Origin of the sequence: Streptomyces sp. SP18BB07 (assembly GCF_036322545.1) — a bacterium.
Taxonomy (GTDB): domain Bacteria; phylum Actinomycetota; class Actinomycetes; order Streptomycetales; family Streptomycetaceae; genus Streptomyces; species Streptomyces deccanensis.
Map to the genome: position 1 here is coordinate 108,805 of NZ_JAQYWT010000280.1, position 22,859 is coordinate 131,663.

19 protein-coding genes and 1 pseudogene are annotated in these 22,859 nt (G+C 72.6%); 9 read left to right on the top strand and 11 right to left on the bottom strand.

Annotation, left to right across the window (positions count from 1 at the left end):
• The first annotated feature begins 173 nt into the window (after positions 1-173).
• Positions 174-1,736 (top strand): amidohydrolase, encoded by a 1,563-nt coding sequence (locus PUR53_RS14635; protein WP_329900914.1) that lies wholly within the window; start codon positions 174-176, stop codon positions 1,734-1,736.
• Between the two features lie 2 nt (positions 1,737-1,738).
• Here the strand turns inward: PUR53_RS14635 and PUR53_RS14640 are convergent, their stop codons facing one another.
• On the bottom strand, positions 1,739-2,689 hold the full coding sequence (locus tag PUR53_RS14640; RefSeq protein WP_329900915.1) for a Dyp-type peroxidase: 951 nt from the start codon (positions 2,687-2,689) through the stop codon (positions 1,739-1,741).
• A 310-nt stretch (positions 2,690-2,999) separates the two neighbouring features.
• Here PUR53_RS14640 and PUR53_RS14645 point away from each other — a divergent pair, with 310 nt between their 5' ends.
• Positions 3,000-3,698: a hypothetical protein gene (locus tag PUR53_RS14645; RefSeq protein ID WP_329908512.1), complete on the top strand. Its 699-nt coding sequence runs from the start codon at positions 3,000-3,002 to the stop codon at positions 3,696-3,698.
• Between the two features lie 125 nt (positions 3,699-3,823).
• The gene (locus PUR53_RS14650) at positions 3,824-6,667 is read left to right on the top strand and encodes a helix-turn-helix transcriptional regulator (protein WP_329908513.1); all 2,844 of its coding nucleotides are present in this window, start codon (positions 3,824-3,826) and stop codon (positions 6,665-6,667) included.
• A gap of 131 nt (positions 6,668-6,798) precedes the next feature.
• On the opposite strand, the gene PUR53_RS14655 is transcribed toward PUR53_RS14650, so the two are convergent.
• Positions 6,799-8,265 (bottom strand): MFS transporter, encoded by a 1,467-nt coding sequence (locus PUR53_RS14655; protein ID WP_329908514.1) that lies wholly within the window; start codon positions 8,263-8,265, stop codon positions 6,799-6,801.
• A gap of 207 nt (positions 8,266-8,472) precedes the next feature.
• Between PUR53_RS14655 and PUR53_RS14660 the strand changes: the two genes are divergently transcribed.
• Entirely contained in the window at positions 8,473-8,928 is a 456-nt protein-coding gene (locus PUR53_RS14660) for a MarR family winged helix-turn-helix transcriptional regulator (RefSeq protein ID WP_329900919.1), read from the top strand.
• Between the two features lie 32 nt (positions 8,929-8,960).
• Positions 8,961-9,425 carry an RpiB/LacA/LacB family sugar-phosphate isomerase gene (locus PUR53_RS14665; protein ID WP_329900920.1) on the top strand — a complete coding sequence of 155 codons (465 nt, stop codon included), beginning with the start codon at positions 8,961-8,963 and terminating at the stop codon, positions 9,423-9,425.
• Here the strand turns inward: PUR53_RS14665 and PUR53_RS14670 are convergent.
• From PUR53_RS14670 to mgrA, 5 genes are all read right to left on the bottom strand, one after another.
• Complete coding sequence (locus PUR53_RS14670) at positions 9,397-10,401, bottom strand: serine/threonine-protein kinase (protein ID WP_329908515.1); 1,005 nt, start codon at positions 10,399-10,401, stop codon at positions 9,397-9,399. The genes PUR53_RS14665 and PUR53_RS14670 overlap by 29 nt on opposite strands.
• The gene (locus PUR53_RS14675; protein WP_329900922.1) at positions 10,394-11,101 is read right to left on the bottom strand and encodes a hypothetical protein; all 708 of its coding nucleotides are present in this window, start codon (positions 11,099-11,101) and stop codon (positions 10,394-10,396) included. Before PUR53_RS14675 ends, PUR53_RS14670 begins: the two co-directional genes overlap by 8 nt.
• 4 nt (positions 11,102-11,105) lie before the next feature.
• Positions 11,106-13,430 (bottom strand): FHA domain-containing protein, encoded by a 2,325-nt coding sequence (locus tag PUR53_RS14680; protein WP_329900923.1) that lies wholly within the window; start codon positions 13,428-13,430, stop codon positions 11,106-11,108.
• Positions 13,431-13,506: 76 nt separating this feature from the next.
• Positions 13,507-13,917 carry a hypothetical protein gene (locus PUR53_RS14685; RefSeq protein ID WP_329908516.1) on the bottom strand — a complete coding sequence of 137 codons (411 nt, stop codon included), beginning with the start codon at positions 13,915-13,917 and terminating at the stop codon, positions 13,507-13,509.
• Positions 13,918-14,449: 532 nt separating this feature from the next.
• A complete protein-coding gene (gene mgrA / locus PUR53_RS14690; protein WP_329908517.1) occupies positions 14,450-15,448 on the bottom strand; it encodes an L-glyceraldehyde 3-phosphate reductase in 999 nt (332 codons plus the stop codon).
• A 127-nt stretch (positions 15,449-15,575) separates the two neighbouring features.
• On the opposite strand from mgrA, the gene PUR53_RS14695 reads away from it, so the two are divergent.
• Entirely contained in the window at positions 15,576-16,481 is a 906-nt protein-coding gene (locus PUR53_RS14695) for a LysR family transcriptional regulator (RefSeq protein ID WP_329900926.1), read from the top strand.
• Here the strand turns inward: PUR53_RS14695 and PUR53_RS14700 are convergent.
• Positions 16,471-17,904, bottom strand: coding sequence for a helix-turn-helix domain-containing protein (locus PUR53_RS14700; RefSeq protein WP_329908518.1), 1,434 nt, complete (start codon positions 17,902-17,904; stop codon positions 16,471-16,473). The two genes, PUR53_RS14695 and PUR53_RS14700, sit on opposite strands and share 11 nt — an antisense overlap.
• Before the next feature lie 246 nt (positions 17,905-18,150).
• Between PUR53_RS14700 and PUR53_RS14705 the strand changes: the two genes are divergently transcribed.
• From PUR53_RS14705 to PUR53_RS14715, 3 genes and pseudogenes are all read left to right on the top strand, one after another.
• On the top strand, positions 18,151-18,771 hold the full coding sequence (locus PUR53_RS14705; RefSeq protein WP_329908519.1) for a hypothetical protein: 621 nt from the start codon (positions 18,151-18,153) through the stop codon (positions 18,769-18,771).
• Positions 18,772-18,849: 78 nt separating this feature from the next.
• Positions 18,850-19,356 carry a mycothiol transferase gene (locus PUR53_RS14710; RefSeq protein ID WP_329900929.1) on the top strand — a complete coding sequence of 169 codons (507 nt, stop codon included), beginning with the start codon at positions 18,850-18,852 and terminating at the stop codon, positions 19,354-19,356.
• 82 nt (positions 19,357-19,438) lie between these two features.
• Positions 19,439-19,663, top strand: a pseudogene (locus tag PUR53_RS14715) (LysR family transcriptional regulator substrate-binding protein); the annotation flags it as partial.
• A 284-nt stretch (positions 19,664-19,947) separates the two neighbouring features.
• Here the strand turns inward: PUR53_RS14715 and PUR53_RS14720 are convergent.
• The 3 genes from PUR53_RS14720 to PUR53_RS14730 form a co-directional block, all read right to left on the bottom strand.
• Complete coding sequence (locus PUR53_RS14720) at positions 19,948-20,553, bottom strand: hypothetical protein (protein WP_329901078.1); 606 nt, start codon at positions 20,551-20,553, stop codon at positions 19,948-19,950.
• Positions 20,554-20,632: 79 nt separating this feature from the next.
• Positions 20,633-21,478, bottom strand: coding sequence for a hypothetical protein (locus PUR53_RS14725; RefSeq protein WP_329900930.1), 846 nt, complete (start codon positions 21,476-21,478; stop codon positions 20,633-20,635).
• A gap of 265 nt (positions 21,479-21,743) precedes the next feature.
• The gene (locus tag PUR53_RS14730; protein ID WP_329908520.1) at positions 21,744-22,820 is read right to left on the bottom strand and encodes an adenosine deaminase; all 1,077 of its coding nucleotides are present in this window, start codon (positions 22,818-22,820) and stop codon (positions 21,744-21,746) included.
• Between the last annotated feature and the right edge of the window lie 39 nt (positions 22,821-22,859).

The following is a 22,859-nucleotide window of genomic DNA, read 5'->3' on the forward strand; positions in this document are numbered from 1 at the left end:
GCTAACTACATTTGCCTTCCCGGACCAGCCCTGAGACGTCTTCGAGACCTGAGCGACCTCCCCCGAACGCTGGGACATTAGCCGAACCGACCGTCAACTGACGCTCGGATCAAGCGACTTCACCGATACGAGAACGCACCGGGCGCCCCCGCCCCGACCGGAAGGACCTGTCCGTGCTCAGCACCAGGATCACCAACGCCCACATCGTCACCATGGATCCGGACCGCCCGGCCGCCCGGGAACTCGGCATCTGGGGCGGGCGGATCGTCGGCCTGGACGAGGACGTGGCGGGCCTTCCGGCACGGCGGACGCTCGACCTGGGCGGGGCCACCGTACTGCCGGGGTTCGTCGACGCCCATGTGCACCTGGCGTGGGCGGGCTTGAAGGCGAAGGCGCCCAGTGTGGCGCCGAGCCGCAGCGCGGACGACGTGCTCCGTGTGGTCGCCGACGCGGTGGCGCAGGCGCCCGCCGGCGGCTGGGTGGACTTCGGCGGCTACGACCAGCGCGCCCTCGACCGCCCGCTCACGGCGAGCGACCTGGACACCGTCAGCGCCGGACGCAAGGTGTATCTGGGCCATCTCTCCGGGCACGCCTGCCTCGTCAACTCGGCGGTGCTCGCGGGACTTCCGGCGGAGGTGGCCCGGCCGGACGGTTTCCTCGCCGAGGGCGCCATGGGGGCCGCGCTGCAGTCCCGGCCGCCCCACTCGCTCACCGAACTGGCGTCGGCGATCGAGCACGCCGCCCGCGTCTGCCGGTCCGAGGGCATCACCGGGTGCGCCGAAGCGGGCGTCGGGGCCCGGCTGTTCGGGCACAGCCCCATCGAGGGCGCCGCGTACCAGCTCGCCCATGAGTCGGGCCGACTGCCGCTGCGGGTACGGCTGATGGTGGCCGCCGACGCGCTGCGCCCGGTGCGCACGGACGCCGAGGACACCACGGGCCGGGCGATCGACCTCGGGCTGCGCACCGGCTTCGGCGAGGGCGCACTGTCCCTCGGCTCGCTCAAGATCTTCACCGACGGCGGCATGATGGCCCGTACGGCGGCCCTCACCAGCCCCTACCTGGGCAGCGACGGTTCGGGTCAACTCATGCACGAGCCCGAGGTCCTGGAGAGCACGATCGTCGAGGGGCACCTCGCGGGCTGGCAGCTCGCCGTGCACGCGATCGGCGACCGGGCCCTGGACGTCGCCCTGGACGCGCTGGAGAAGGCCCGGAAGCTGAGCCCCCGCCCGGAGGCACGCCACCGGGTCGAGCACGCCGGTCTGGTCCGCCCCGACCAACTGCCCCGGCTGGCCGCGCTCGGCGTCACGGTCGTCGTCCAGCCGAGCTTCCTGCGCTACTACGGCGACGACTACGCCACGATCATGGGCGAGGAGCGGGCCGGCTGGCTGTACCGGGGCAGGGGCTTCCTCGACCACGGTGTCCGGGTCGCCGGCAGCTCGGACCGCCCGGTCGCGAACGGCGCCCCGCTGCGGGCGATCCAGTTCATGGTGGAGCGTGCCTCCGAGTCCGGCCGTCTCATCGGCCCGGACGAGGCGATCACGGTCGAGGAGGCGCTGCGCGCGTACACCGTCGAGGCCGCTCGCGCCTGCCACTGGGACGGCGACGCCGGCAGCCTCACCCCCGGCAGGTGGGCCGATCTCGTCGTGCTGGGGGACGACCCGCGCCGGGTGGACGTGTCCAGGATCGGCGACATCGAGGTGGTGCGGACGTTCGTCGAGGGCGAGGACGCGTACTGAGGTCAGACCGGCGGGCGCCGGGCCGGGATGGTGCGCAGGAAGTCCGCCGACGGCACGAAGAACATGGTTCCGGTCACGGCCCGGGAGAAGTCCAGGATCGGGTCGTGACCGTTCGGCGGTTCGCCGAGGAACATCCGCCGCAACATCGCCTCGGGGACCGAGGGGTCGCGGGCGTAGGCGATGAAGTACGTGCCGAACTCGCCCTGCCCGGGCCTGCCGAACGGCATGGCGGCGCGCAGTATGCGCTGTTCCGTGCCGTCCGGGCCGAGGAGGGTGTTGACGTCGACGTGCGAACCCTCCACGTCCAGCTCCAGGTTGGTCAGTTTGGTCCGGCCGATGACCTTCTCCTGGGCCTCGACGGGGAGCTTCTCCCAGGACTCCACGTCGTGCAGGTACTTCTGCACGAGCACATAGCTGCCACCCCGGAAACCGGGGTCCTCGTCACCGACCAGCGCGGCGTCGGCGGCGACGCGCCCGACCGGGTTCTCCGTGCCGTCGACGAAGCCGAGGAGGTTGCGGGAGTCGAAGTAAGCGAAGGCCTGCACCTCGTCCTCCAGGGTGACCGCGCCGCGCAGTTGCCGCATGATCTCGGCGGCCAGCGCGAAACAGAGGTCCACGCGGGTCGCCCGGATGTGGAAGAGCAGGTCGCCCGGGGTGGACACGGCCCGGTGCCGGGGGCCGTCCAGCTGCGGGAAGGGGTGCAGGGCGGCCGGGCGGGGCGTGCCGAAGAGCCGGTCCCAGGCGTCGGCGCCGATCCCGGCGACACAGCCCAGGGCGCCGTCGGGGCTGGAGAAGCCCACCGCCCGTTCCAGACCGGCGAGTCCGGCCAGCACCCCACGGGCCGTCGGCTCGCCGCCGGGGACGACGCCGACGACCAGGAAGACGGCGGCGGGCGTCAGCGGACTCAGCATCGGCTGCGACAGAATGTCCTCGGGCACGACCGGCGGCACCATGACTCCCCCTCTTCACGCACCACCCGTGCGCATCACGCGTGGACAACCTTCACCAAGGACGGCTCGGGCGGCGCCGTGGGCACGCACACGACCCCGTCGTCGCGCACCTGCCTGCCCCGGGCACGTTCCGCCCTCCTCACCATGCCCGGTCGGCACGAGGACGATGCCGGTCGGACCGCGCTCCCCCGCAAACAATGATGAACACCACAATCCCCCACGCCGCGAAGCCGGTTGGCGAAGTGCGGCCCTCGTTGTGTACGCGGAGTCCCGGACGCCCAATACTGTGCGCAGACGTCACCAGGGGGGCTCCATGAAGTGGTTCCGACGCGACCGTGCGCGCCGACAGGCCCCCGTGGTGCCGCCCTCCGGCCCGGTGCCGTCCCCCGGCGTCGGCAAGAGCGACGAGCCGCCCCGGCACGCGCCCCCGCTGCTCACCGCGGGCGGCCCGTCGCTCCAGCGGATCGGTGGCGACGGCGACGAGGTCATCCGGCTGACCACCGGGACGGGGCCGGTCATCCTCGACATCACGCACGCGGGGAACGGGCACTTCGTCGTGGACGCCCTGGACGGCAGGCTGCACTCGCAGAGTCAACTCGTCTACACCGACGGCCCCTTCTCCTGCCGGGCCCTGGTGAACGCCGACGACCGGCCGGTGCGGGCGCTCCGCGTCCAGGCGGACGGACCCTGGACGGTCGACGTGAGCCCGCTGTCGAGCGCGCTGCCCTGTGAGGGGCACACACGGCGTCCCGCCTCGGACGTGCTGCGCCACACCGGAGGGCCGGGGATCGCGACGCTCCGGTACGAGGGCGATCCGCGCGCGGACGACGGCGGATACTTCCTCGTCGACACCTTCGAACCCGACGGCACCGGCTTCCTCGACGAGTTGGCCAACCATGTGGGCCCCTGGCACGGCGAAGCCCCGCTCACCGGCCCCTGCCTCCTCTACGCCCGCTCCGACGGACCGTGGTCGATCGTCGTCCGTCCCCTGGATCCGCCCGCCTCGCCCTGACCGCACCACCCCCGGTCACACAAGCGGATCACCCTCTTTTACTTCTGTAGGGTTGCCCCGAGGATTCCCCGAACCCGGAGTGAGCCGGGGAATGCCGGACCGTACGCGGAGGGGGAACGGCACTCATGAGCGCGGTGCCCGTACCGGAGACCGGAGGGCTCCCCGTCGCGCGGGAGGCCGAACTAGCGCGGCTCGCGCAGGTCGTCGAGGCGTTGGGGAACGGCCGGGGATCGGTGGTGGAGATCACCGGCGAGCCGGGCATCGGCAAGACCCGTCTCGCGACGGCCCTCGTGGACCTGGCGGCACGCCGGCGGCTCCCGCTCGCCCGGGCCCATGCCGTGCGCGGCGGCGCGACCCCGCTCCAGGTGTTCCGTGACGCCTTCGAGGCTCGGCGGGGCTTCCCCAGGCCGACGGGCGGTGGGGGCAGAGCGTTCGCCGAGTTCCGCGGCCGGCCCGCCCGCTGGGCCGCCGGTGGTGTCCTGGTGCTGGACGACGTGCACTGGTGCGATCCCGTGTCGACGGCGGCGCTCGTCCGGCTGGTCCGCTCCGTGGTGTCCGGACCGTTCGTGCTCGCGCTCGCCCACCGGCCCCGGCAGACCCCGCCCGAGCTGCGGGAGGCGCTGGAGGACGGGGTCCGGGCCGGCACCGTGACGCGGATCGAACCGGGCCCGCTCGACGCGGAGGCGGCTGCCGCCCTGCTCACCGGCCCGCACGCGTCCGCGAGTACCGCGCCGCACACGCACGAACCCGCCGCGCTGCGGGAGTTCGCGGGTCAGGTGTGCGCCGCCGCGGAGGGGAACCCGCGCCATCTGCGCCTGCTCGTCGCGGCGGGCTGGCGCCCCGGCCGCTGGCCCGACCGGCCGGGGACCGACATGGACGGGCTGCTCCGCGAGGCGAAGCCGCTGATCGCCGAACTCGACGCGCTGACACCCCCGGCCGCGACGGCGATGGCGGCGGCTGCCGTGCTCGGCTCACCGTTCCGCCCGCAGGACGTGGCCCAGGTCTCCGGGCTGGGCCTGGACCCCACCCTGGACGTGCTCGCCGAGCTGGAGCGCGCGGACCTGGTCCGACCGGCCGACTGGAGCGGGGGCCTGCGGTTCCGTCACCCCGTCGTCGGCCACGTCGCGTACGAGCGGGCCGGGTCGTCGGTCCGGCTGCGCGCCCACCACCGCGCCCTGGACCTGGTCACCGCCCGCGGCGGCCGGGCCGCCGAACGGGCCCGCCACGCCGAACACCTCCTGGGCACCGAGGGCGTCGACGCCGCCCGCACGCTGGCCGAGGGAGCCGCCGAGATCGCCGCACGCACACCGGCGACCGCGGCCCGCTGGTTCCGCCTGGCCCTGGAGACCATCCCCGACCGCGAAGGTGACCGCGACGCCCGGACCGCCCTCGAACTCGCCTGCTGCCGCGCCCTGATCGCCTCCGGGCAGCCGGAGGAGGCACGTGCCCGCGCCCATGAACTGCTGGGCGACCCCCGGGCGGAGCTCACCGACAGCCAGACGCTCCAGGCCCACACCGTCTGGGCCGACGCCGAGCGGCAGCTCGGCCGGTACAAGGAGGCGACGGCCGTCGTGGGGGCCGCGCTCGGCCTGCTGCCCCGGCCGCTGCCCGACCCACTGCCGGCCGAGGCGGTCCGCCTCGCCATCGAGTACGGCCTGATCCATGTCGTCCGCGGCACCCACGAGCAGGCACGGACCTTGCTCCGGGAGGCCGCGCGGGCGGCCGGCGGAGCGGACCGCGCGGACCGCACCGTGCTCCGCGTCCTGTCCGCCCTGTGCGCCACCCACGCCGGGGACATCGACGAGGCGGGCCCCGAGGTCACCGACTGCGCCCGGCTGCTGGACGCCCTGCCCGACCCGCTCGCCGGACGTACACCGGAGACGCTCGCCCTGCTGGGATGCGCCGAGCTCTACCTGGAACGGTTCGCGGACGCGGCACGGCATCTGGGCCGGGGGCTGGAGACGGCGGACTCGGACGCGGGGCGGCCCATCCTGATGCACCGGCTGCTGGCCCTCGCCATGGTCGAGCAGTGGACCGGCCGGCTGGACGCCTCCGAGCGGCGGACCCGACAGGTCGAGAGCCTGGCCCGCGCCATCGGCGCCGAGGGCGCGGTCACCCTGGCGCGGGCGATGCGTGCGACGGCGCTCGTCTGGTCCCGTGGCCGGAGCCACGCCGCCGAGGCCGTGGCCCTGGTCGAGGACGCGACCACGGTCACCCCGCCCGGCCAGAGCTGGTGGGCCACCTCGGCGACGGGGCTGCTCGCGCAGGCACGGCTGCTCGCCGGTGACGCCGCCGGATGCCGGCGCACCCTGCTGGAGGGCGTGGGCGACGAGCGGCTGCCCCTGGTGCGCCCGTTCTCCCGCCCGTTCCTCCTCGCCCTGTCGGCCACGGCCGCGCTGGAGTGCGGGGACCGCGACAAGGCCCACCATCTGGTGCAGGCCGCCGAGGTGGAGGTCGGCCGGCTCGGACTGCCGGTGCAGGAGGCGTATGTGCACGAGGCCCGCGCCCGGCTCCACGCCGCCGACGGCGAACACGACGCGGCGGCCAAACTCTTCACTCTGGCCGCGCGGGCGTTCCGGGCCGCCGACATGCCGGTGCAGTACGCGTGGACGCTGGCGGTCGGCGCCCCGTCGTGCGCCGAGGCCGAGGGCCTGACCGAGGCCCTGCGGCAGTTGGACGTCGCCGAGACGGTCGCCCGTTCCTACGGGGCTTCGCTCGTACGGGAGCGGGTGGAGGAGCTGCGCGCCGCACTGTCCGGCAGCGACCCGGCGGCCCACGCGCTGGGACTGCTCAGCGGCCGCGAACGCGAGATCGCCGAACTCGCGGCGGAGGGGCTGCGCACCCGCGACATCGCCGAGCGGCTCTTCCTCAGCCCGCGAACGGTGGAGACCCACCTGTTCCGCGTCTACCGCAAACTCGGCGTCTCGTCCCGCCTCGCCCTGTCCACCCTGCTGCGCCGGACCGGCTGACCGCACCGGACAGGCGCGCGGCGGCCGACCGCGCGGGGATCACGCGGGCGGCGGGCGACCGCGCGGAGATCCACGCCGAGGAGAGCCGCGCCGCGACCGCCCGAGCCGTCCCTCCAGCCGCCCTCGTCCCGTCAGGGGGCAGAGGTCGACGCCTCCGCCGTGCTCGCCTCCCGCTCGTCCGGCTCCGGGCCGGAGTCGGTGGCTGCCCGTGCCCCGGGGATGAACACGGCGACCGCCGCGGCGACCAGAGCGGCACCGCAGCCGATCATCAGACCGGTCCGGAAGCCGGCCTCCGAGGGAAGACTGAAGCCGCCGAGCGTGGTGGTCATCTGGGCGAGCACCACACCGACCACGGCCGCCGCGGTGGAGGTGCCGAGGGCCCGCATCAGCGTGTTGAAGCTGTTGGCGGAGGCGGTCTCGGACAGCGGCACCGTGCTCATGATCAGCGCGGGCATGGCCCCGTAGGCGAGGCCGACGCCGGAGCTGACGACGAGGGAGACGACCAGCAGACCCCAGGTGGAGCCCATCAGCACCAGCGCGAGGCCGTAGCCGGCGGAGATCACCAGCGAGCCGGTGACCAGGGTGAACTTGGGGCCACGGGCGTTGGTGAGCTTTCCGCCCAGCGGGGAGAGCGCCATCATCATCAGCCCGGCCGGAGCCATCCACAGCGCCATCGCCAGCATCGACTGGCCCAGCCCGTAGCCGGTGGCTTCAGGCAACCTCAGCAGCTGCGGAGTGATCAGCGACTGGGCGTACATGCCGAAGCCGACGAGGACCGAGGCGACGTTGGTGAGCAGCACGCGCGGGTGCGCGGTGGTGCGCAGGTCCACCAGCGGCTCGCGGGTGCGCAGTTCCCACAGGCCCCAGGACAGCAGCAGCACGGCGGCGCCGACGAACAGGCTCAGCGTGGTCGCCGAACCCCAGCCCCAGTCCGCGCCCTTGGACACGGCGAGCAGCAGGCACACCACACCGCCGCCGAGACCGAGGGCGCCGACGAAGTCGAAGCGCTGCCCCTTGGCTCCCGCCGGGGTCTCGGGGACGAGGAACCAGACCATGGCGGTGACCGCGACGGCCAGACCGGCGGCGCCCCAGAACAGCACACGCCAGCTGGCGTACTGGGCGACCGCGGCGGCGATCGGCAGGCCCAGACCGGCGCCGATCCCGAGGGAGGCGCTGACCAGGGCGATGGAGCCGCTGAGCCTCTCCCGCGCGATGACGTCACGCAGCAGGCTGATGCCGAGCGGCACCACCCCCATGCCGATGCCCTGCAGCCCGCGGCCCACGATCATCGGCACGACGGACGAGGACAGCGCGCAGACCACCGAGCCGATGATCAGCGGGGCGCAGCACACCAGGAGCATGCGGCGCTTGCCGTACAGATCGCCGAGGCGCCCGCCGATCGGGCCGAAGACCGCTCCCGTCAGCAGCGTCGCGGTGATCACCCAGGAGGCGTTGGCGGCGCTGGTGTCGAGGATCGTGGGCAGCTCGGTGAGCAGCGGTGTCACCAGTGTCTGCATGATCGCGGCGACGATTCCGGCGAGTGCCAGCGTCGCGATGACACCACCCGGGCGGGCGGCGGTCGGGGGGTTGGCCGTCAAGGGATTCCTCCGTGCGATGAACCGGTGACCGGGCATAGGTCATGCACCTGGCGTGCAGCATACCTGCACCATGCACGGCACACGTGATGTGCATGAGACACGCACCATGCATGATGCACGTGGGTGGCCGTCCGGCCCGGACGGTGCGGGCCCGACGGGATGGAAAGATCGGCCCTGGCGGAGTCCGCAACGAGGAGGTAGGCGACCGTGGAAGAGCCGACGCGCCGGGTCGAGTACGAGAACATGCTGCTCGGGCGCTACCAGCACCTGAGCAAGAGCAAGGGGCGCCGCAAGGACTCCACGCTGGAGCGCAGCGCCTACATCCTCCTCAGCCGTATCCGGATCGAGGGGCCGATGTCGATCAGCGAGCTGAGCGACGCCTTCGGCCTGGACGCCTCCACCCTGCGCCGGCAGACCGCCGCCGCGTTGCGGGCCGGACTGGTCGAGCACACGCTCGACCCCGAGGGCGGGGTGGCACGGAAGTTCCGCATCACCGAGGAGGGCGAACGCCGGCTCGACGAGGAGCGGGAGGGCAACGTCCGTACGCTCGCCCTGGTCCTGGAGGGCTGGTCCGACGAGGACATCGCCGGGTTCGCCGACTATCTGAAGCGGTTCAACACGAGCATCGAGCGGTTGGCCGGAAAGCCGTGGCCGCGCCCGTAGCCGGGTCCGCGCGCCCGGGTAGCCTCGGGGGCATGCGGATCTCCGTCTCCTCGGACATGGACGAGCCCGTCGCGCGTCTCCTCCTCGCGGAGTTGCGCGCCCGGGGCCACGACGTCGTGCCGCACGGCGCGCTGCGCGAAGGGGACGACGCCCGGTGGGCCGTCTGCTCGGAGGCGGCGGCGCGCGAGGTCGCCTCCGGCGCGTCCGACCAGGCCGTCGTGTGCTGCTGGACCGGCACGGGCGCGTCGATCGCCGCGAACAAGGTGCCGGGCGTACGGGCGGCGCTGTGCACGGACGCCTACACGGCCGACGGCGCCCGGCGGTGGAACGACGCCAATGTGCTGGCGATCGGGCTGCGGCTGACCTCCGAGCCGCTGCTCAAGGAGATCCTGGACGCCTGGTTCGCCGCCGAGGCCGGCTCGGACGCCGACGACCGGGAGAACGTGGCCCACGTCGAGCGGCTCGACGTCAGCCGGGGTGACGGCCGGACCGGATGAACACCGGCGCGGCCCACCGGGGTGGTTCGGGCGGGGCGTCGGGCGGTCCGGAGGCGGTCGGCGGGACCGCCCGGGTCGGCGCGTGCCCCGGCGGGAAGCCCCGTGCCGTGTCGGCCGCGCGGAGCGCGGCCACGAAGGAGAGGCAGGAGTCGTACCGGTCGTCCGGGGACTTGGCCAGCGCCGTCGCCATCACGTCATCCACCGCGGGTGGCAGATCGGGGCGCGTCCCGGTCAGCGGGGGCGGCTGGTCGTACTGGTGGGCCCACAGCAGGGCCATGTCGTCGTCCCGTTGGAACGGCGGCCGCCCGGCGAGTGTCTCGTGGACGACGCAGGCGAGGCTGTAGACGTCGCAGCGGCCGTCGACCGGTTTGCCCGAGATCTGCTCCGGGGCCACGTAGTCGAGCGTTCCGACGAACTGGCCGACGGTGGTGAAGCCGGTCAGGGACAGCGACTTCTTCGTCAGGCCGAAGTCGGTGAGATAGACGTGCTCGGGGTGGTCGCTGTCCGTGCCCCGCGCGACCAGGATGTTGCCGGGCTTCACATCCCGGTGCACCAGGCCGTGGTCGTGCGCCGCGTCGAGCGCGGAGGCGACCTGGGCGGCGATCCGGGTCGCGGTCTGGACGGGCAGCGGGCCCTCCCGGTCCAGGAGGTGCCGCAGATCGCTGCCGGCGACGTACCGCATGGCGATGTAGAGGACGCCGTCGGTCTCGCCCGCCTCGAAGACCGGCACGATGTGGGGGTGGTCGATCGCGGCAGCGACCCGTGACTCGTGGGTGAAACGGCGCCGGAAGGTGTCGTTGCGGGCCAATTCCGGGGCGAGCAGCTTCAGCGCGACCGTCCGCTCCAGTCGCAGGTCCCTCGCCTGGTAGACGACGGCCATACCGCCCCGCCCGATCTCACGCTCGACCCGGTAGCCGGCGATCCGCCGCCCGATCAGCTCGGAGGGGCGCCCCGCGTACGGCTGTCCCTCACTCATCACGGCTCACCGGCGGGACCACCCGCGTGGGTTCGTCCTCGCCCGCCCCGCGATCCGCCGGCTCCCGATCGGTCGGCCTGGTGGTGCCGCCTGGCCCGGAGTCGGTCGGTCGCCGGTCCTCCGGTTCGCGTGCCGGCTCCCCCACGATCCTCGTCGGTTCCGGTGTCGGGGCGGGGGCGGCGGCCGGTGCGAAGCGGGGGGCGGCCGGGGTCTCGCGTGGTTCCTCCACCGCGGCGAACGTGCTCAGCCGCGTCCCGTCGCAGTACACCCACCGCTCGTGCGCCGCGTCGAACAGCCACAGCGACTCGCCGTCGACGACGACCCCGATCCGCAGCCCCTTCGTACGTTCGCGGAACGACTCCCCGTCGCGGTGTCCGGCGGCCAGGGCCTCCGCCTCGGTGCGGTAGCGCGTCAGTGCCTCCTCGGCCCGGGCGAGCAGCGGACGCGGGTCGGCCGTCCGGGCGGGTACGGCTCCGGCGGCGGGCGGGTCCTGCGGTACGGCGACGAGGAGCCGGCCGTCGACCCAGGCGGACCAGCCGTTGGCGCACAGGACATGGGCCCAGTCGCCGCGCCGCTCCAGCAGCTGGACCGGCAGCAGCGCGTCGAGGGCCACGGTCGGGTGGGCCGGGTCGGGGCTCTCCCAGGCGGACAGGCCGCCCGGCGGGACGACATGGGTGGGCAGGAAGCCGGTGGTCGTCATGCCGTCACTTCCGCATCACCGCGGGCTCACGGCGGCGCAGCAACCGGGCGACGGCCCAGCCGCAGAGCAGCGACAGGACGACGAGCATCCCCAGGTCGAGCAGCCATACGCCCGCCGAGTGCGCGAACAGCGGGTCCGAGGTGTCGGGGACGATCCGTTCCAGGTCGATCGTGCCGGCCATCGCGGCGAACGCCCACCGCGACGGCACCAGCCACGCCAGCTGTTCGAGGACGATGGTGCCGCGCACGTCCAGCAGGGCGCCGCAGAACACGACCTGCACGATCGCGAGGAGCACCAGCAGCGGCATGGTGACCTCCTCCTTGCGGACCAGCGCGGAGACGACCAGGCCCAGCATCATCGCGGTGAAGGCGAGCAGCGCCACGGCGATCGTGATCTCGACCAGCGGCGGCAGCAACACCCCTTCGCCGCCGGGGGCGCTGAGGTCGACGCCCAGCAGCGCGACCAGGGTGAGGACGATCGCCTGGAGGACGGTGACCGTGCCGAGGACGACGACCTTGGACATCAGGTACGCCGATCTGGACAGGCCCACCGCCCGTTCGCGCTGGTAGATCACCCGTTCCTTGACGAGTTCGCGCACGGCGTTCGCGGCCCCCGTCAGCACCCCGCCCACACACAGGATGAGCAGCGCGTTCATGGCCGTCTCCCGGTCCAGGGTGCCGCCCGCGAGGGCCCTGGCCATCGCGCCCATCACGAACGGCAGCGCGATCATGATGGCGAGGAAGGTGCGGTCGGCGCCGAGCGCGGCCGCGTACCGGCGGACCAGGGTGCCCAGTTGGGCGCCCCAGCTCTGCGGCTTGGGCGGCGGCGCCACGTCGACCGGCTCCGCGTCGGGCTGGTACGGCTGCCCCATCGCGGCGGTGACGTACTGCCGCTGGAAGGGCGAGTCGCGGTACTCCCCCGCCCAGTCCCGCTCCTGATCCCGTTCGAAGGCCTCGAACGCCTCCGGCCACTGCTCGAAGCCGAAGAAGGCGAGGGCATCCTCCGGGGGGCCGTAGTAGGCGACCCGGCCGCCGGGCGCGAGGACGAGGAGGCGGTCGCAGACGTCGAGGCTCAGGACACTGTGGGTGACGACGATGACGGTGCGTCCGTCGTCGGCGAGGCCGCGCAGCATGTGCATCACGGAGCGGTCCATGCCGGGGTCGAGCCCGGAGGTCGGTTCGTCCAGGAAGAGCAGGGAGGGTTTCGTCAGGAGTTCCAGGGCGACGCTGACGCGCTTGCGCTGGCCGCCGGAGAGGCTGTGGATGGGCTGGCCCGCCCGCTGTTCCAGTCCCAGTTCGCGGATCACCTCGTCGACGCGGGCCTGCCGTTCGGCCTTGGCCGTGTCCTGGGGGAAGCGGAGTTCGGCGGCGTAGGACAGGGCTCTGCGCACGGTCAGCTGGGCGTGCAGGATGTCGTCCTGCGGGACCAGGCCGATGCGCTGGCGCAGTTCGGCGTAGTCGCGGTAGAGGTCGCGGCCGTCGTAGAGGACGCTGCCGCTGTCGGCGGGGCGCTGGCCGGTGAGGGCGTTCAGGAGGGTGGACTTGCCGGCACCGCTCGGGCCGACGACGGCGAGGAGGCATTTCTCGCCGACCGGAAACGACACCCCGTCGAGCAGCGTCTTCCGGCCGCGGTCGACGGCGACGGTGAGTTCCTGGACGTCGAGGGAGACCTCCCCGGTGTCGACGTACTCCTGGAGTTCGTCGCCGACCAGGCAGAACGCGGAGTGACCGATGCCGACGATGTCACCGGGAGTGACCGGGGCCCGGTCGACGGGGGTGCCGTTGAGGTAGGTGCCGTTGTGGCTGCCGAGGTCGACGATCTCGTACGTGCCCTCCGGCCGCGCCCGTAGCTCGGCGTGCCGGCGGGAGACGACGAGGTCGTCGATGACCAGGTCGTTGTCGGCGGCGCGGCCGATGTGGACGGTCCGCTCGGGCAGCGGGTGGACGCTGGTGGGCTGTCGGAAGGTGCCGGTGGAGGCGGGGCGGTGGATGCCGGAGGGCCCTTCGGGGGCGAGGCCGGTGACCACCGCGCGGGGGCCGTCGGGGAGGCTCCCGAAGTGGATGACCGTGCCGGGGCCGACGTCCCACTCGTGGACGCGGTGGCCGTCGGCGTACGTGCCGTTGGTGCTGTTCTCGTCCTCGATGGTCCAGTGGCCGGCCTCGGCGCGGAGCACCGCGTGGTGCCACGAGACCCGGTCGTCGTCGAGAACGACGTCGCTGAGCGGGTCGCGGCCCACGTGGTAGGCGTGGGACGGGGCCAGCACGGTGGAGCCCGACTCGGTCTCCAGCACGAGTGCGGGCGCAGTCGACGCAATCGACCGCTCTGCCATGCCGAAAATTCTACCGATGCGTCCCGATATGCGCGCCCGGCCGCTTCAGCGAGGCCCGGCGGGCGGGCCCTCCCGCTCAGGCGGCGGGGGCGGCGATTCTCTGGGCGATGCGCTGCATGCGGACGGCGTCGACGGACTCCGCGAGCAGTTCGTACTCCGTGGTGTCGTCGTTGGTGGCGATCCGCACCAGATTTCCGGCGGCCAACTCCTCGGCGACCAAGCCCTGTTGAGCGTCGTCGGCGGACCAGGCGCGCAGCTGGCTCGGTACGTCGGGTACGGTGTCGGCGACCGGGACGACCGCGTTCGGGGGGAAGTTCGGGTTCTCGGGTCGCGGATCGAGGCGTTCGGCGATCCATAACGCACGGTCGCGCATCCACCACAGCGCCAGCGCCAGGGTGGGGGCGCGATAGGTACCGAGGGGCACGCCGACGCGCTGACCGCCGCACCAGCCGTACGCGGTGACATGGCACAGGAATTCGTCGTGCACGCTTCGCTCCCCCGATCGCACCGCCGACCCCGCGCGGCCCGACACGCCGCGCGGACTTGCTCTCGCCTCGCAGACTTGCTGGTCGTGCACCTCCGGCGACGAGAACGTCACGCACAGTGACGTGAAGAGCGCGCATGGGTGCGCGTTCGTTCATGACTCAATCGCCCTGTCAGTCGAGTATCGCCACTCCTGACCCTCTGTCACCATGCCAATTCGGCCAGTCTCCTGGCATATGCGAGGGCGCGGTTGGCCGAAACACTGCGAAGGGCCCGCTGAGCGGGGGTTCTGGGGGCATGGGGAGCGGAGGGCAGCTCCGGACCCGATCGCCTCCGTCCCCTACGCATGGCCTCGGCGGAGTGTTCAACGGACAGGAGTGCGAGAAGGGGAGCGAGGGAGAGCTTCGGGGGGCGGGGTGCGGGCCTACGGCCCTTCGGGCCGAAAAGCACGGGGCGCAGCCCCTGCTTTTCAGGGGCGCGGGGAACTGCGCGACCAGCCCCCACGCGCCCGCAGATGACCGAGGCGGACGAGGGGGCTAGCCCTTGCCCTCGATGATGGCGTCGATGCGTGCCAGCTCGTCCGCCTCGAAGTCGAGGCGGGCGATGGCGCCGACGCTGTCCTCGATCTGGCGGGCGCTGCTCGCGCCGACGAGGGCGGAGGTGACCCGGCCGCCGCGCAGCGTCCAGGCCAGCGCGAGCTGGGCCAGGGTCTGGCCACGCGACTTGGCGACCTCGTCCAGCGCGCGCAGCCTGCCCACCAGGTCCTCGGTCACGGAGTCGGAGTTGAGGAAGGGGCTGTCGCTCGCCGCGCGGGAACCCTCCGGGATGCCGTCGAGGTAGCGGGAGGTCAGCAGGCCCTGCTCCAGCGGGGAGAAGACGATGGAGCCGACCTGCAGTTCGTCGAGGACGTCGAGCAGGCCCTCGCTCTCGGGGCGCCGGTCGAGCATCGAGTAGCGCGGCTGGTGGATCAGGAGCGGGGTGCCCAGCTCGCCGAGGATGCGGGCGGCCTCGCGGGTCTGCTCGGCGGAGTAGTTGGAGACGCCGACGTACAGCGCCTTGCCCTGCTGGACCGCGGTGTGCAGCGCGCCCATCGTCTCCTCCAGCGGAGTCTGAGGGTCGGGGCGGTGCGAGTAGAAGATGTCGACGTAGTCGAGGCCCATGCGCTTCAGGCTCTGGTCGAGCGAGGAGAGCACGTACTTGCGGGAACCCCACTCGCCGTACGGGCCGGGCCACATCAGATAGCCGGCCTTGGTGGAGATGACCAGCTCGTCGCGGTACGGGGCGAAGTCGGCCTTGAGGGCCTCGCCGAGGGCGGATTCGGCGGAGCCGGGCGGCGGGCCGTAGTTGTTGGCGAGGTCGAAGTGGGTGACACCCAGGTCGAAGGCGCGGCGCAGGATCCCGCGCTGCGTCTCGACGGAACGGTCGGGGCCGAAGTTGTGCCACAGGCCGAGCGAGAGCGCGGGAAGCTTGAGGCCGCTGCGTCCGGTGCGCCGGTAGGGCATGTCCGCGTAGCGGTCGGGGTGTGCGGTGTACAACGCGACTCCTGAGGGGTTGGCACGGGGGGACCAGGGTCCCTGAGAACCGGTGTCCACTCTTTCGCGACCTGGGGGCATTGGTCCAACAGAAGAATCCGATCAGATTCAGCGCCTACGCTTCTCAGTCATGGAACTCCGTCATCTCCAGCACTTCGTCGCGGTCGCCGAGGAGGAGCACTTCACCCGGGCCGCCGAACGGCTGCTGGTCTCCCAGTCGGGCCTGTCCGCCTCCGTACGGGCCCTGGAGCGCGAGCTGCAGACACCGCTGTTCGTGCGGACGACCCGCCGGGTGACGCTCACCCCCGCCGGGCGGGCACTGCTGAGCGAGGCGGAGCGGATCCTCGCGCAGGTGCGGTCGGCGCGGGAGGCGGTGGCCGCCGTGCAGGGCGTGCTGCGGGGCATGCTGGCAGTGGGGTTCGAGCAGTGTGTGGCCGGACTGAACGTCGCGGGGCTGCTGGCCTCGTTCCGCCGCCGCCACCCGGATGTGGAGATCTGTCTGCGGCAGGCGGGCTCGGGCGCGCTGGCCGAGGAGGTCGCAAGCGGCCGCCTCGACCTGGCGTTCGCCGTGCGCGCCGCGCAGAAGGACACCGACCAGCTGCGGGTCGTCCCGCTGTCCGGAGAGCCGATGACGGTCCTGTGCCATCCCAGCCATCACCTCGCCGCCGCGGGCTCCGCGGTGACCCCGGAGGAGCTGGGCGGCGAGGTCTTCGTCGACTTCCACCCGGACTGGGGCCCGCGCCGGACCACCGACGCGGTGTTCGCCGCCGCCGGGGTCCGCCGGACGGTCGCCCTGGAGGTCAACGACGTGCACAGCCTGCTGGAACTCGTCGAGGAGAACCTCTGCGTCGCCGTCGTCCCGCGCCACTTCCGGCACAAGCGCGACTCGCTCGTCGCGCTCGACGTCGAGGGCGCCGGCGGGACCGTGTACGAGACGGTCGCCCTGCTGCCGCCCCCGCAGGCCATGAGCCCGGCGGCGCGCGCCCTGATGGGGCTTCTCGACCCGCCGCCGGGGTGTCCCGAGGTCAGCCCGTGACGGGCGTCCACCGGCGGTTCTCGGTGTCGTACTCGTAGCGCGGCAGTCCCTTGACCGCGGTCGTGCGGAACGGGCTGCCGCCGTCGTCGATCCGGACCGTGCCGGTACGGCCCTCGGAGGACCAGTCCAGCTCCAGATACCAGCTGCAGTCACAGGTCGCGGTCTCGGCGGAGACCTTCAGCACCTCCGGGTCCGTGGCCGACACACTGTACGGAAAGCGCACGGCGGGGATCCGTACGTCCAGGTCGGCGCCGTCCACCGAGCGGGCGATCGGCCGGTCCTTGTCCAGGTCCACGTCGAAGTACCGGGGCGTGACCCGTCCGCCGCAGCCCCCGCCCATCACGTAGGAGTTGCCCTCGACGGGAGTCGTGCGCCCGACGACGCGGACCCGCAGCGCGTTCAGGACGACGGCCGTGGACTTCCGCCCCTGGACCGTGATCTCCACGATCGTGTTCCGGCCGTGCACCCCCCGCTGCGTCGCGGCCCAGACCTCCGCGTCCTGCGGCGCCGGTGGCGGGGGCACCTCCTCGGGCGGTTTGGCGACAACGTAGTCATGACCGCAACCGAGGGCCCAGAGCTGGGAGTTCACCGTCCAGGTGAGGGGCACGCCGGTGGCGGCGGGCTTCCGCTCGGCGGTGTCGTCGTCCTTCGTCGAGGGACCGCTCCCGGGTTCGGTGGGCGAGGGCGAGGGTGTGCCCGAAGGGCTCTTCGAGCCGCCGGTGCCCGGTGTGGGGCTCGGGCTCGTGGGAGCGGTCGACGGCCGCTGCGCCGCCGATGTCGTACGGGACGGCGTCGGTTCGCCCCCCTGTGCGCCGGCGTCGGCCGGGGGCCTGCCGGACGGCAACGCGGCGAGACTGCCCAGGGTCGCGACGAGCACCGCGACGACGGCCGCGCTGACCAGGGTGCGCCGACGACGGTGCCAGGGGCGACGGGCTGGGGGCGCCGACGCGCGCGTGCCGCCGGACTCATCGGCCGCGACGGGGTCGACCCGGGCAGTGGACTTGGTGGGGTCAGGGTCCGTGGACTTGGCCGGGGCAGCGGGCTCGGCCGACTCGGCGGATTCGCTCGACTCGGCGGGCTCGGCCTGCTCGGCGGGACCAACAGTCCCAACAGGCCCAACAGCCCCTGCCGTTGGCGTACCGGCCCCTCCCCCACCCGTACGCGTCCGCTGCCGTGCCGCCACCGCCGGTAGCCACAGGCGGTGCAGTTCGAGCCGTTCCTCCGCCGTCGCTCCGCAGAGCGCGGCGAAGCGTTCGACGGGCGCGAAGTCGAGCGGGACGGTGTCGCCCGCGCAGTAGCGGTGCAGCGTCGAGGTGTTCATGTTGAGGCGGCGGGCCAACTGCCCGTAGCTGCGGTCCGTGCGTTCCTTGAGACGCGTGAGCGCCGCCGCGAACTCCCGCACGTCGTCCGGTACTGCCGACACTGTTCTCCACGTCCTCCCCGTCCCGGGACGGCATCCCAGGCACTCCCCGTGCATGCACGTCAGCAGGGCTGGGATGGTTCCATGGCCGCGGATCCGCCGTCCGCCGTTGCGCTCACTCCCGGTGCCGGCCGATGCTCTTGGTGTCGCCCCGACCAGGGCCGGACGGACCATCCGGCGTCGGCGGCGAAGCGGCACCACTCACTCATCCACGTACGCATCTCACGTACTCGTTCACGGGGGACACCCATGCCCAGGCACACCCGAGCCCGCACGCTCACCGCACTCGTCGTGGCGGGCCTCACCGCAGGCGCCGCACTCGCCGTCGGCGCCGTTCCGGCCGCCGCCGCGAAGGCGGGCGGCGCACCGAAGTACCTGTCGGCGTCCGAGCTGCCGCCGCACCCCTCGTCCTCCTGGACGGCGGGCGGGATCGAGGACGGCGTCCCCGAGGAGCTCCAGTACTGCCTGGGAGACGCGTTCCTGGCGTACGACGTCAACCACCGCTCCTTCCGGACGGACCTGGAGACCAGTGCCAGGCAGACGGTCGTCGTCACCGGCAGCGACAGCAAGGCCAAGGCGCTCGCCAAGCGGCTGAACAAGGACTTCCGCGACTGTGTGAGCGACTCCTCCGACCCGGACGTCGAGGCCGAGTACCGGGACCTCGGGTCGCTGCCCGTCGAGGAGGGCGCCCACGTCCACGGCGTGGCCACGGTCACCTCCTGGGGTGCCATGGACATCCGGCTCCTGTCGGTGGGCCGGGACGGCAGGACCGTCACGGTCGTGGACTGGGGGCAGATGGGCGGCTTCAAGGACGCACCGGTCAAGGCCTTCAAGAAGACGACGACCACCGCCGTCAACAAGCTCCACTGACCAGGAACAGCGCTGCGGGGCCCGGCGCTGCGGGGCGGGGACGGTGCGGGCGCGGCCCCGATGCTCGATGGTGGACGTATGGATGTGAAGGACGTTCTCATCGACGCGTTCGCCCGGATCAAGCAGGAGGTCCACGCCGCCGTGGACGGCCTGTCCCCGGCGCAACTGCACAACCGCCCCGCACCCGAGGCCAACTCCGTCGCCTGGCTGGTCTGGCATCTCACCCGGATCCAGGACGACCATGTGGCCGACGCCGCCGGGCTCGACCAGGTCTGGCTGTCCCAGGGCTGGGAGAAACGCTTCGGACTCGCGCTGCCGTCCCGGGACACGGGCTACGGGCACGGCCCGGCGCAGGTCGCCGCGGTACGGGTCGACTCGGTCGACCTGCTGACCGGTTACTTCGACGCCGTGCACGCCCAGACCCTGGAGTACGTGCGGGGCCTCGCCCCCGACGACCTCGACCGCGTCGTGGACGAGCGATGGACCCCGGCCGTCACCCTCGGCGTACGCCTGGTCAGCGTCCTGGCCGACGACCTCCAACACGCCGGCCAGGCGGCGTACGTCCGGGGGCTGCTCGGACCGTAGGACGTCGAGGCGCTCCGCCCGTCGGCCCCGGGTGCCGACGCGGCGCCCGCCCGGCGGACCGGGAGACACTGAGACGCACATCGTGCTGCCCGCCCACCCGCATCCGGCCGGCGACACCATCACCTCGCGTGAGCTCGCCGCACTGGATCTCATCGTGACACCGCCGGGCACCGAGACCCGGGCGGCCGTGGACGACTTGTGCGTCGCGCTGGGCGTCGCACCGCGAATCGTGGTGGAGACCGCGCACCGGGCGATGATCGTGCCACTGGTCCTGTCCGGCGTGGGCGCGGCCCTGCTCCCCACCGCCATGGCTCAGGACGCCGCGCTGGTACCGCTGGTCCACATCGAACTGCCCCAGCACACGCCGGGCTGCGACGCGGACCGGGCGAAGGTGGCCTGCGACTCTTCGGTGTTCGACCTCGACAAGATGCCCCCGAGGCCGCGGTGGAAAAATGGATCGACGCGAACCCCGAGAAGGTCGAAGCCTGGCTCGCCCGCCCCTGACCTCGCCCCGCCCCTCACCCTCACTCACGCCCTCCGCGCCGACCGGGCCCCCGACACCGCACGGCCGCCGCGGTCGGCGGGCGCTCGTCAGCCGCCAGCCATGCCGGGGCGAGGGTCGGTCGATCGGATGCGGTCGTTGAGGGCGGCAAAGGACACCGGCAGACCAGCCGCCGCGCGAACCGCGCTCAGACTGACGCTGTCCGAGTCCAGGGTGGCTACTACTGGACGGGAGAGTACATAGAACTCCCACTGAGCGGTGTCGAGTGGTTCGTAGACCGCGTGTTCACGGGCGACCTGAACGGCGAAAACGTAGACGTCGGCGTTGTACGACTTCTCCTCCGAGTAGCCGCGATCGGGTGACCACGTGCGAGCGCGGAGCCCACTGAAGCGGATGGGAGACGGCGTGCGCTGCTCCCAGGCCTGCAGGTAGGCGCCGGCCTTGACTTCGATGCGCAGTCCGTCGTCGGTTTCGACGTCGTGGCTGGCCCATTCCACACGGGGCTCATGGGAGCCGACTGCCTGATGGACCAGGAATTCGGCGAACAGACCGCGGGTGTTGTTCATACGAAGGTCAGGCATGGCGAACCGCCAGAAGTCGACCACCGTTACGTCCGGAACGCCGATGACTGACTCGTCACCGCGGAGCGGTGGCACGGGTCGCGGAGTCAAAGGCAGATGGGCAGGCTGCTTCATGGCCCGCAGTCTGCCAGTGAGCCGTTGGCGCGCACCTGCCGTCAGCAGCCCTTGCCAAGCCGGCGTCTGCGGCTCCAGGTCAGACATGGCCGGCGGGCGCTGCCCTGGGGGCCGGGGCCGGGACGACGGGCCGGGCAGGGCGGGTGACGAAGAGCCACACGCAGAGCCCGACAGCCGTGAGGAATCCGCCGAGCAGCACGGCGACCACGACGCCGATGGGCACCGAACAGCCTTCCCCGGCAACCCCCATCGTCGTCACCACGCTCAGCAGGCAGATGATCACGGCCAAGAGCCCGCTCACCGCCGTCACCCGAACCGCCCCGCCGCCGGCCACCCGTATCCCGTCCAAACCCGGACGGCCGTAGGCGGCGGACCCGAGGACGGAAACGACGAGCAGCAACGACAGCAACACCAGGATCATCACGCCCAGCCAGCCGGGGGGCCGTCCTCCGTAGTACGCCTTGCCGTAGGCGTACGCCCCGTCGCACAGGAGCGCGAAGATCGGCAAGGGCGCACACTGCCCGAGCAGGCGCCGGGCATAGTGGACAGGGTCGTACGGCAGCACGCCCTCGATCAGCAGGACGGCGGCGAGGATGAGCAGCGCTCCGGCGACCGAGAAGCCGACGCCGGCCACGACGTGCTCGAACAGCGCCCGGCCGGGGTTGCGTCCGTCGGCCGCGACGACGCAGTAGGTCAGGGAGCTGAAGACCAGCCCGAGCAGGGCGGCGAGGAGGGCGGGAAGCGCTTGGCCGAGTGCTTGTTCTCGGCGGCCGGTCGGCGCGGCCTCGCCTAGAAAGTGGGAGATGACGATGAACACGGCCGCCAGCGCGAACCCGGCCAGCACTCCGGAGAGTTGCGAATAGAGTTCGGCGATCGTCCCGACTTCGAGGGACGGGGACTGGCAGCGCACAGGCGGCTCCGACATGGACGACGAAAGCCGTAGCGTGCTCTGGAGAGGGCCGCCCCCGCGGGAGATTGAGGCTTTCCGACATCGGCGACCGGTCCGTACGCTATGTGAGGGTGCCTCAGTGCGGACGTGCCTGAAGCCCAGCCGTTCGTAGCAGGCGTGCAGAGCTCACCCGGCAGAGGCGAATCGCCGACCGCGGCCGGCCGGAGCGTCGCCTCGCTCCGGCCGGCCCTCCGTTCCCCTGTCCCTTCCCTTCCCCACCCACAAGGTCCGTCAGGGCGGCTCAGCGGTCGGACGCCGCCGCGTAGCCCGGGAGTACCACGTTCTCGATGAGGGCGTTGCGCTCGTCGAACGGGATGAAGGCGCTCTTCACCGCGTTCACCGTGACCGCGCGCAGGTCCTCGAGGCTCCAGCCCGCCTCCTCGACCAGCAGGGACATCTCCCGGGTCATCGTCGTCCCCGACACCAGCCGGTTGTCGGTGTTGAGGGTGACGCGGAAGCCGAGGTCCCGCAGGGCCGTGATCGGGTGGTCGGCGATGGAGGTGGCCGCGCCGGTCTGGAGGTTGGACGTGGGGCACATCTCCAGGGCGATACGGCGATCGCGGACCCAGCCCGCGAGCCGGCCCAGCTTGCCGTCCACGATGTCCTCGGTGATGCGCACGCCGTGCCCGATGCGCTGGGCGCCGCAGACCTGGAGGGCCTGGTGGATGCTGGGCAGTCCGTGGGCCTCGCCGGCGTGGATGGTGAAGGGGACGCTCTCCCGGCGCAGGTGCTCGAAGGCGGCCAGGTGGTCGGCGGGCGGGAAGCCGTCCTCGGCGCCCGCGATGTCGAAGCCGACGACGCCGGCGTCCCGGAAGGCCACGGCCAGGTCGGCGGCCTCGCGGACGCGGTCGAACATCCGCATCCCGCACAGCAGCGTGCCGACACGGACCGGGGTGCCCTGGGCCGCCGCCTTGGCCATGCCGGCGGCCAGGCCCTCCTGGACGGTCTCGACGACCTCCGCCATCGTCAGCCCGCCGTTGACGTTCAGCTCGGGGGCGTAGCGGACCTCGCCGTAGACGACACCGTCCGCGGCCAGGTCGAGTACGTACTCCTCGGCCGCGCGCAGCAGGCCCTCGCGGGTCTGCAACACCGCGAGGGTGTGCTCGAACGTGGCTATGTACCGCACCAGGTCACCGGAGTTGGCCGCCTCGTAGAACCAGGCGGCGAGGCCCTCCGGGTCGGTCTCCGGGAGGGTGTGGCCGACCTCCGCCGCGAGCTCCACGAGCGTGGCGGGGCGCAGACCGCCGTCGAGGTGGTCGTGCAGGACGGCCTTGGGCAGGCGGCGGATCACATCGGCATCTATGCGCGTAGCACTCATGGCGTTCGTTCCTCGGCAGGTGGTGCGGTGGGGTGGGTC

Excerpts from the sequence above, each read along its gene's own strand:
- PUR53_RS14670 (WP_329908515.1), bottom strand. The coding sequence starts at position 10,401 with ATGAGTGAGGGACAGCCGTACGCGGGGCGCCCCTCCGAGCTGATCGGG.
- PUR53_RS14725 (WP_329900930.1), bottom strand. The coding sequence starts at position 21,478 with ATGTCGGAGCCGCCTGTGCGCTGCCAGTCCCCGTCCCTCGAAGTCGGG.
- PUR53_RS14675 (WP_329900922.1), bottom strand. The coding sequence starts at position 11,101 with ATGACGACCACCGGCTTCCTGCCCACCCATGTCGTCCCGCCGGGCGGC.
- PUR53_RS14720 (WP_329901078.1), bottom strand. The coding sequence starts at position 20,553 with ATGAAGCAGCCTGCCCATCTGCCTTTGACTCCGCGACCCGTGCCACCG.
- PUR53_RS14640 (WP_329900915.1), bottom strand. The coding sequence starts at position 2,689 with ATGGTGCCGCCGGTCGTGCCCGAGGACATTCTGTCGCAGCCGATGCTG.
- PUR53_RS14665 (WP_329900920.1), top strand. The coding sequence starts at position 8,961 with ATGCGGATCTCCGTCTCCTCGGACATGGACGAGCCCGTCGCGCGTCTC.
- PUR53_RS14710 (WP_329900929.1), top strand. The coding sequence starts at position 18,850 with ATGGATGTGAAGGACGTTCTCATCGACGCGTTCGCCCGGATCAAGCAG.
- PUR53_RS14730 (WP_329908520.1), bottom strand. The coding sequence starts at position 22,820 with ATGAGTGCTACGCGCATAGATGCCGATGTGATCCGCCGCCTGCCCAAG.
- PUR53_RS14680 (WP_329900923.1), bottom strand. The coding sequence starts at position 13,430 with ATGGCAGAGCGGTCGATTGCGTCGACTGCGCCCGCACTCGTGCTGGAG.
- PUR53_RS14650 (WP_329908513.1), top strand. The coding sequence starts at position 3,824 with ATGAGCGCGGTGCCCGTACCGGAGACCGGAGGGCTCCCCGTCGCGCGG.
- PUR53_RS14705 (WP_329908519.1), top strand. The coding sequence starts at position 18,151 with ATGCCCAGGCACACCCGAGCCCGCACGCTCACCGCACTCGTCGTGGCG.
- PUR53_RS14695 (WP_329900926.1), top strand. The coding sequence starts at position 15,576 with ATGGAACTCCGTCATCTCCAGCACTTCGTCGCGGTCGCCGAGGAGGAG.
- PUR53_RS14645 (WP_329908512.1), top strand. The coding sequence starts at position 3,000 with ATGAAGTGGTTCCGACGCGACCGTGCGCGCCGACAGGCCCCCGTGGTG.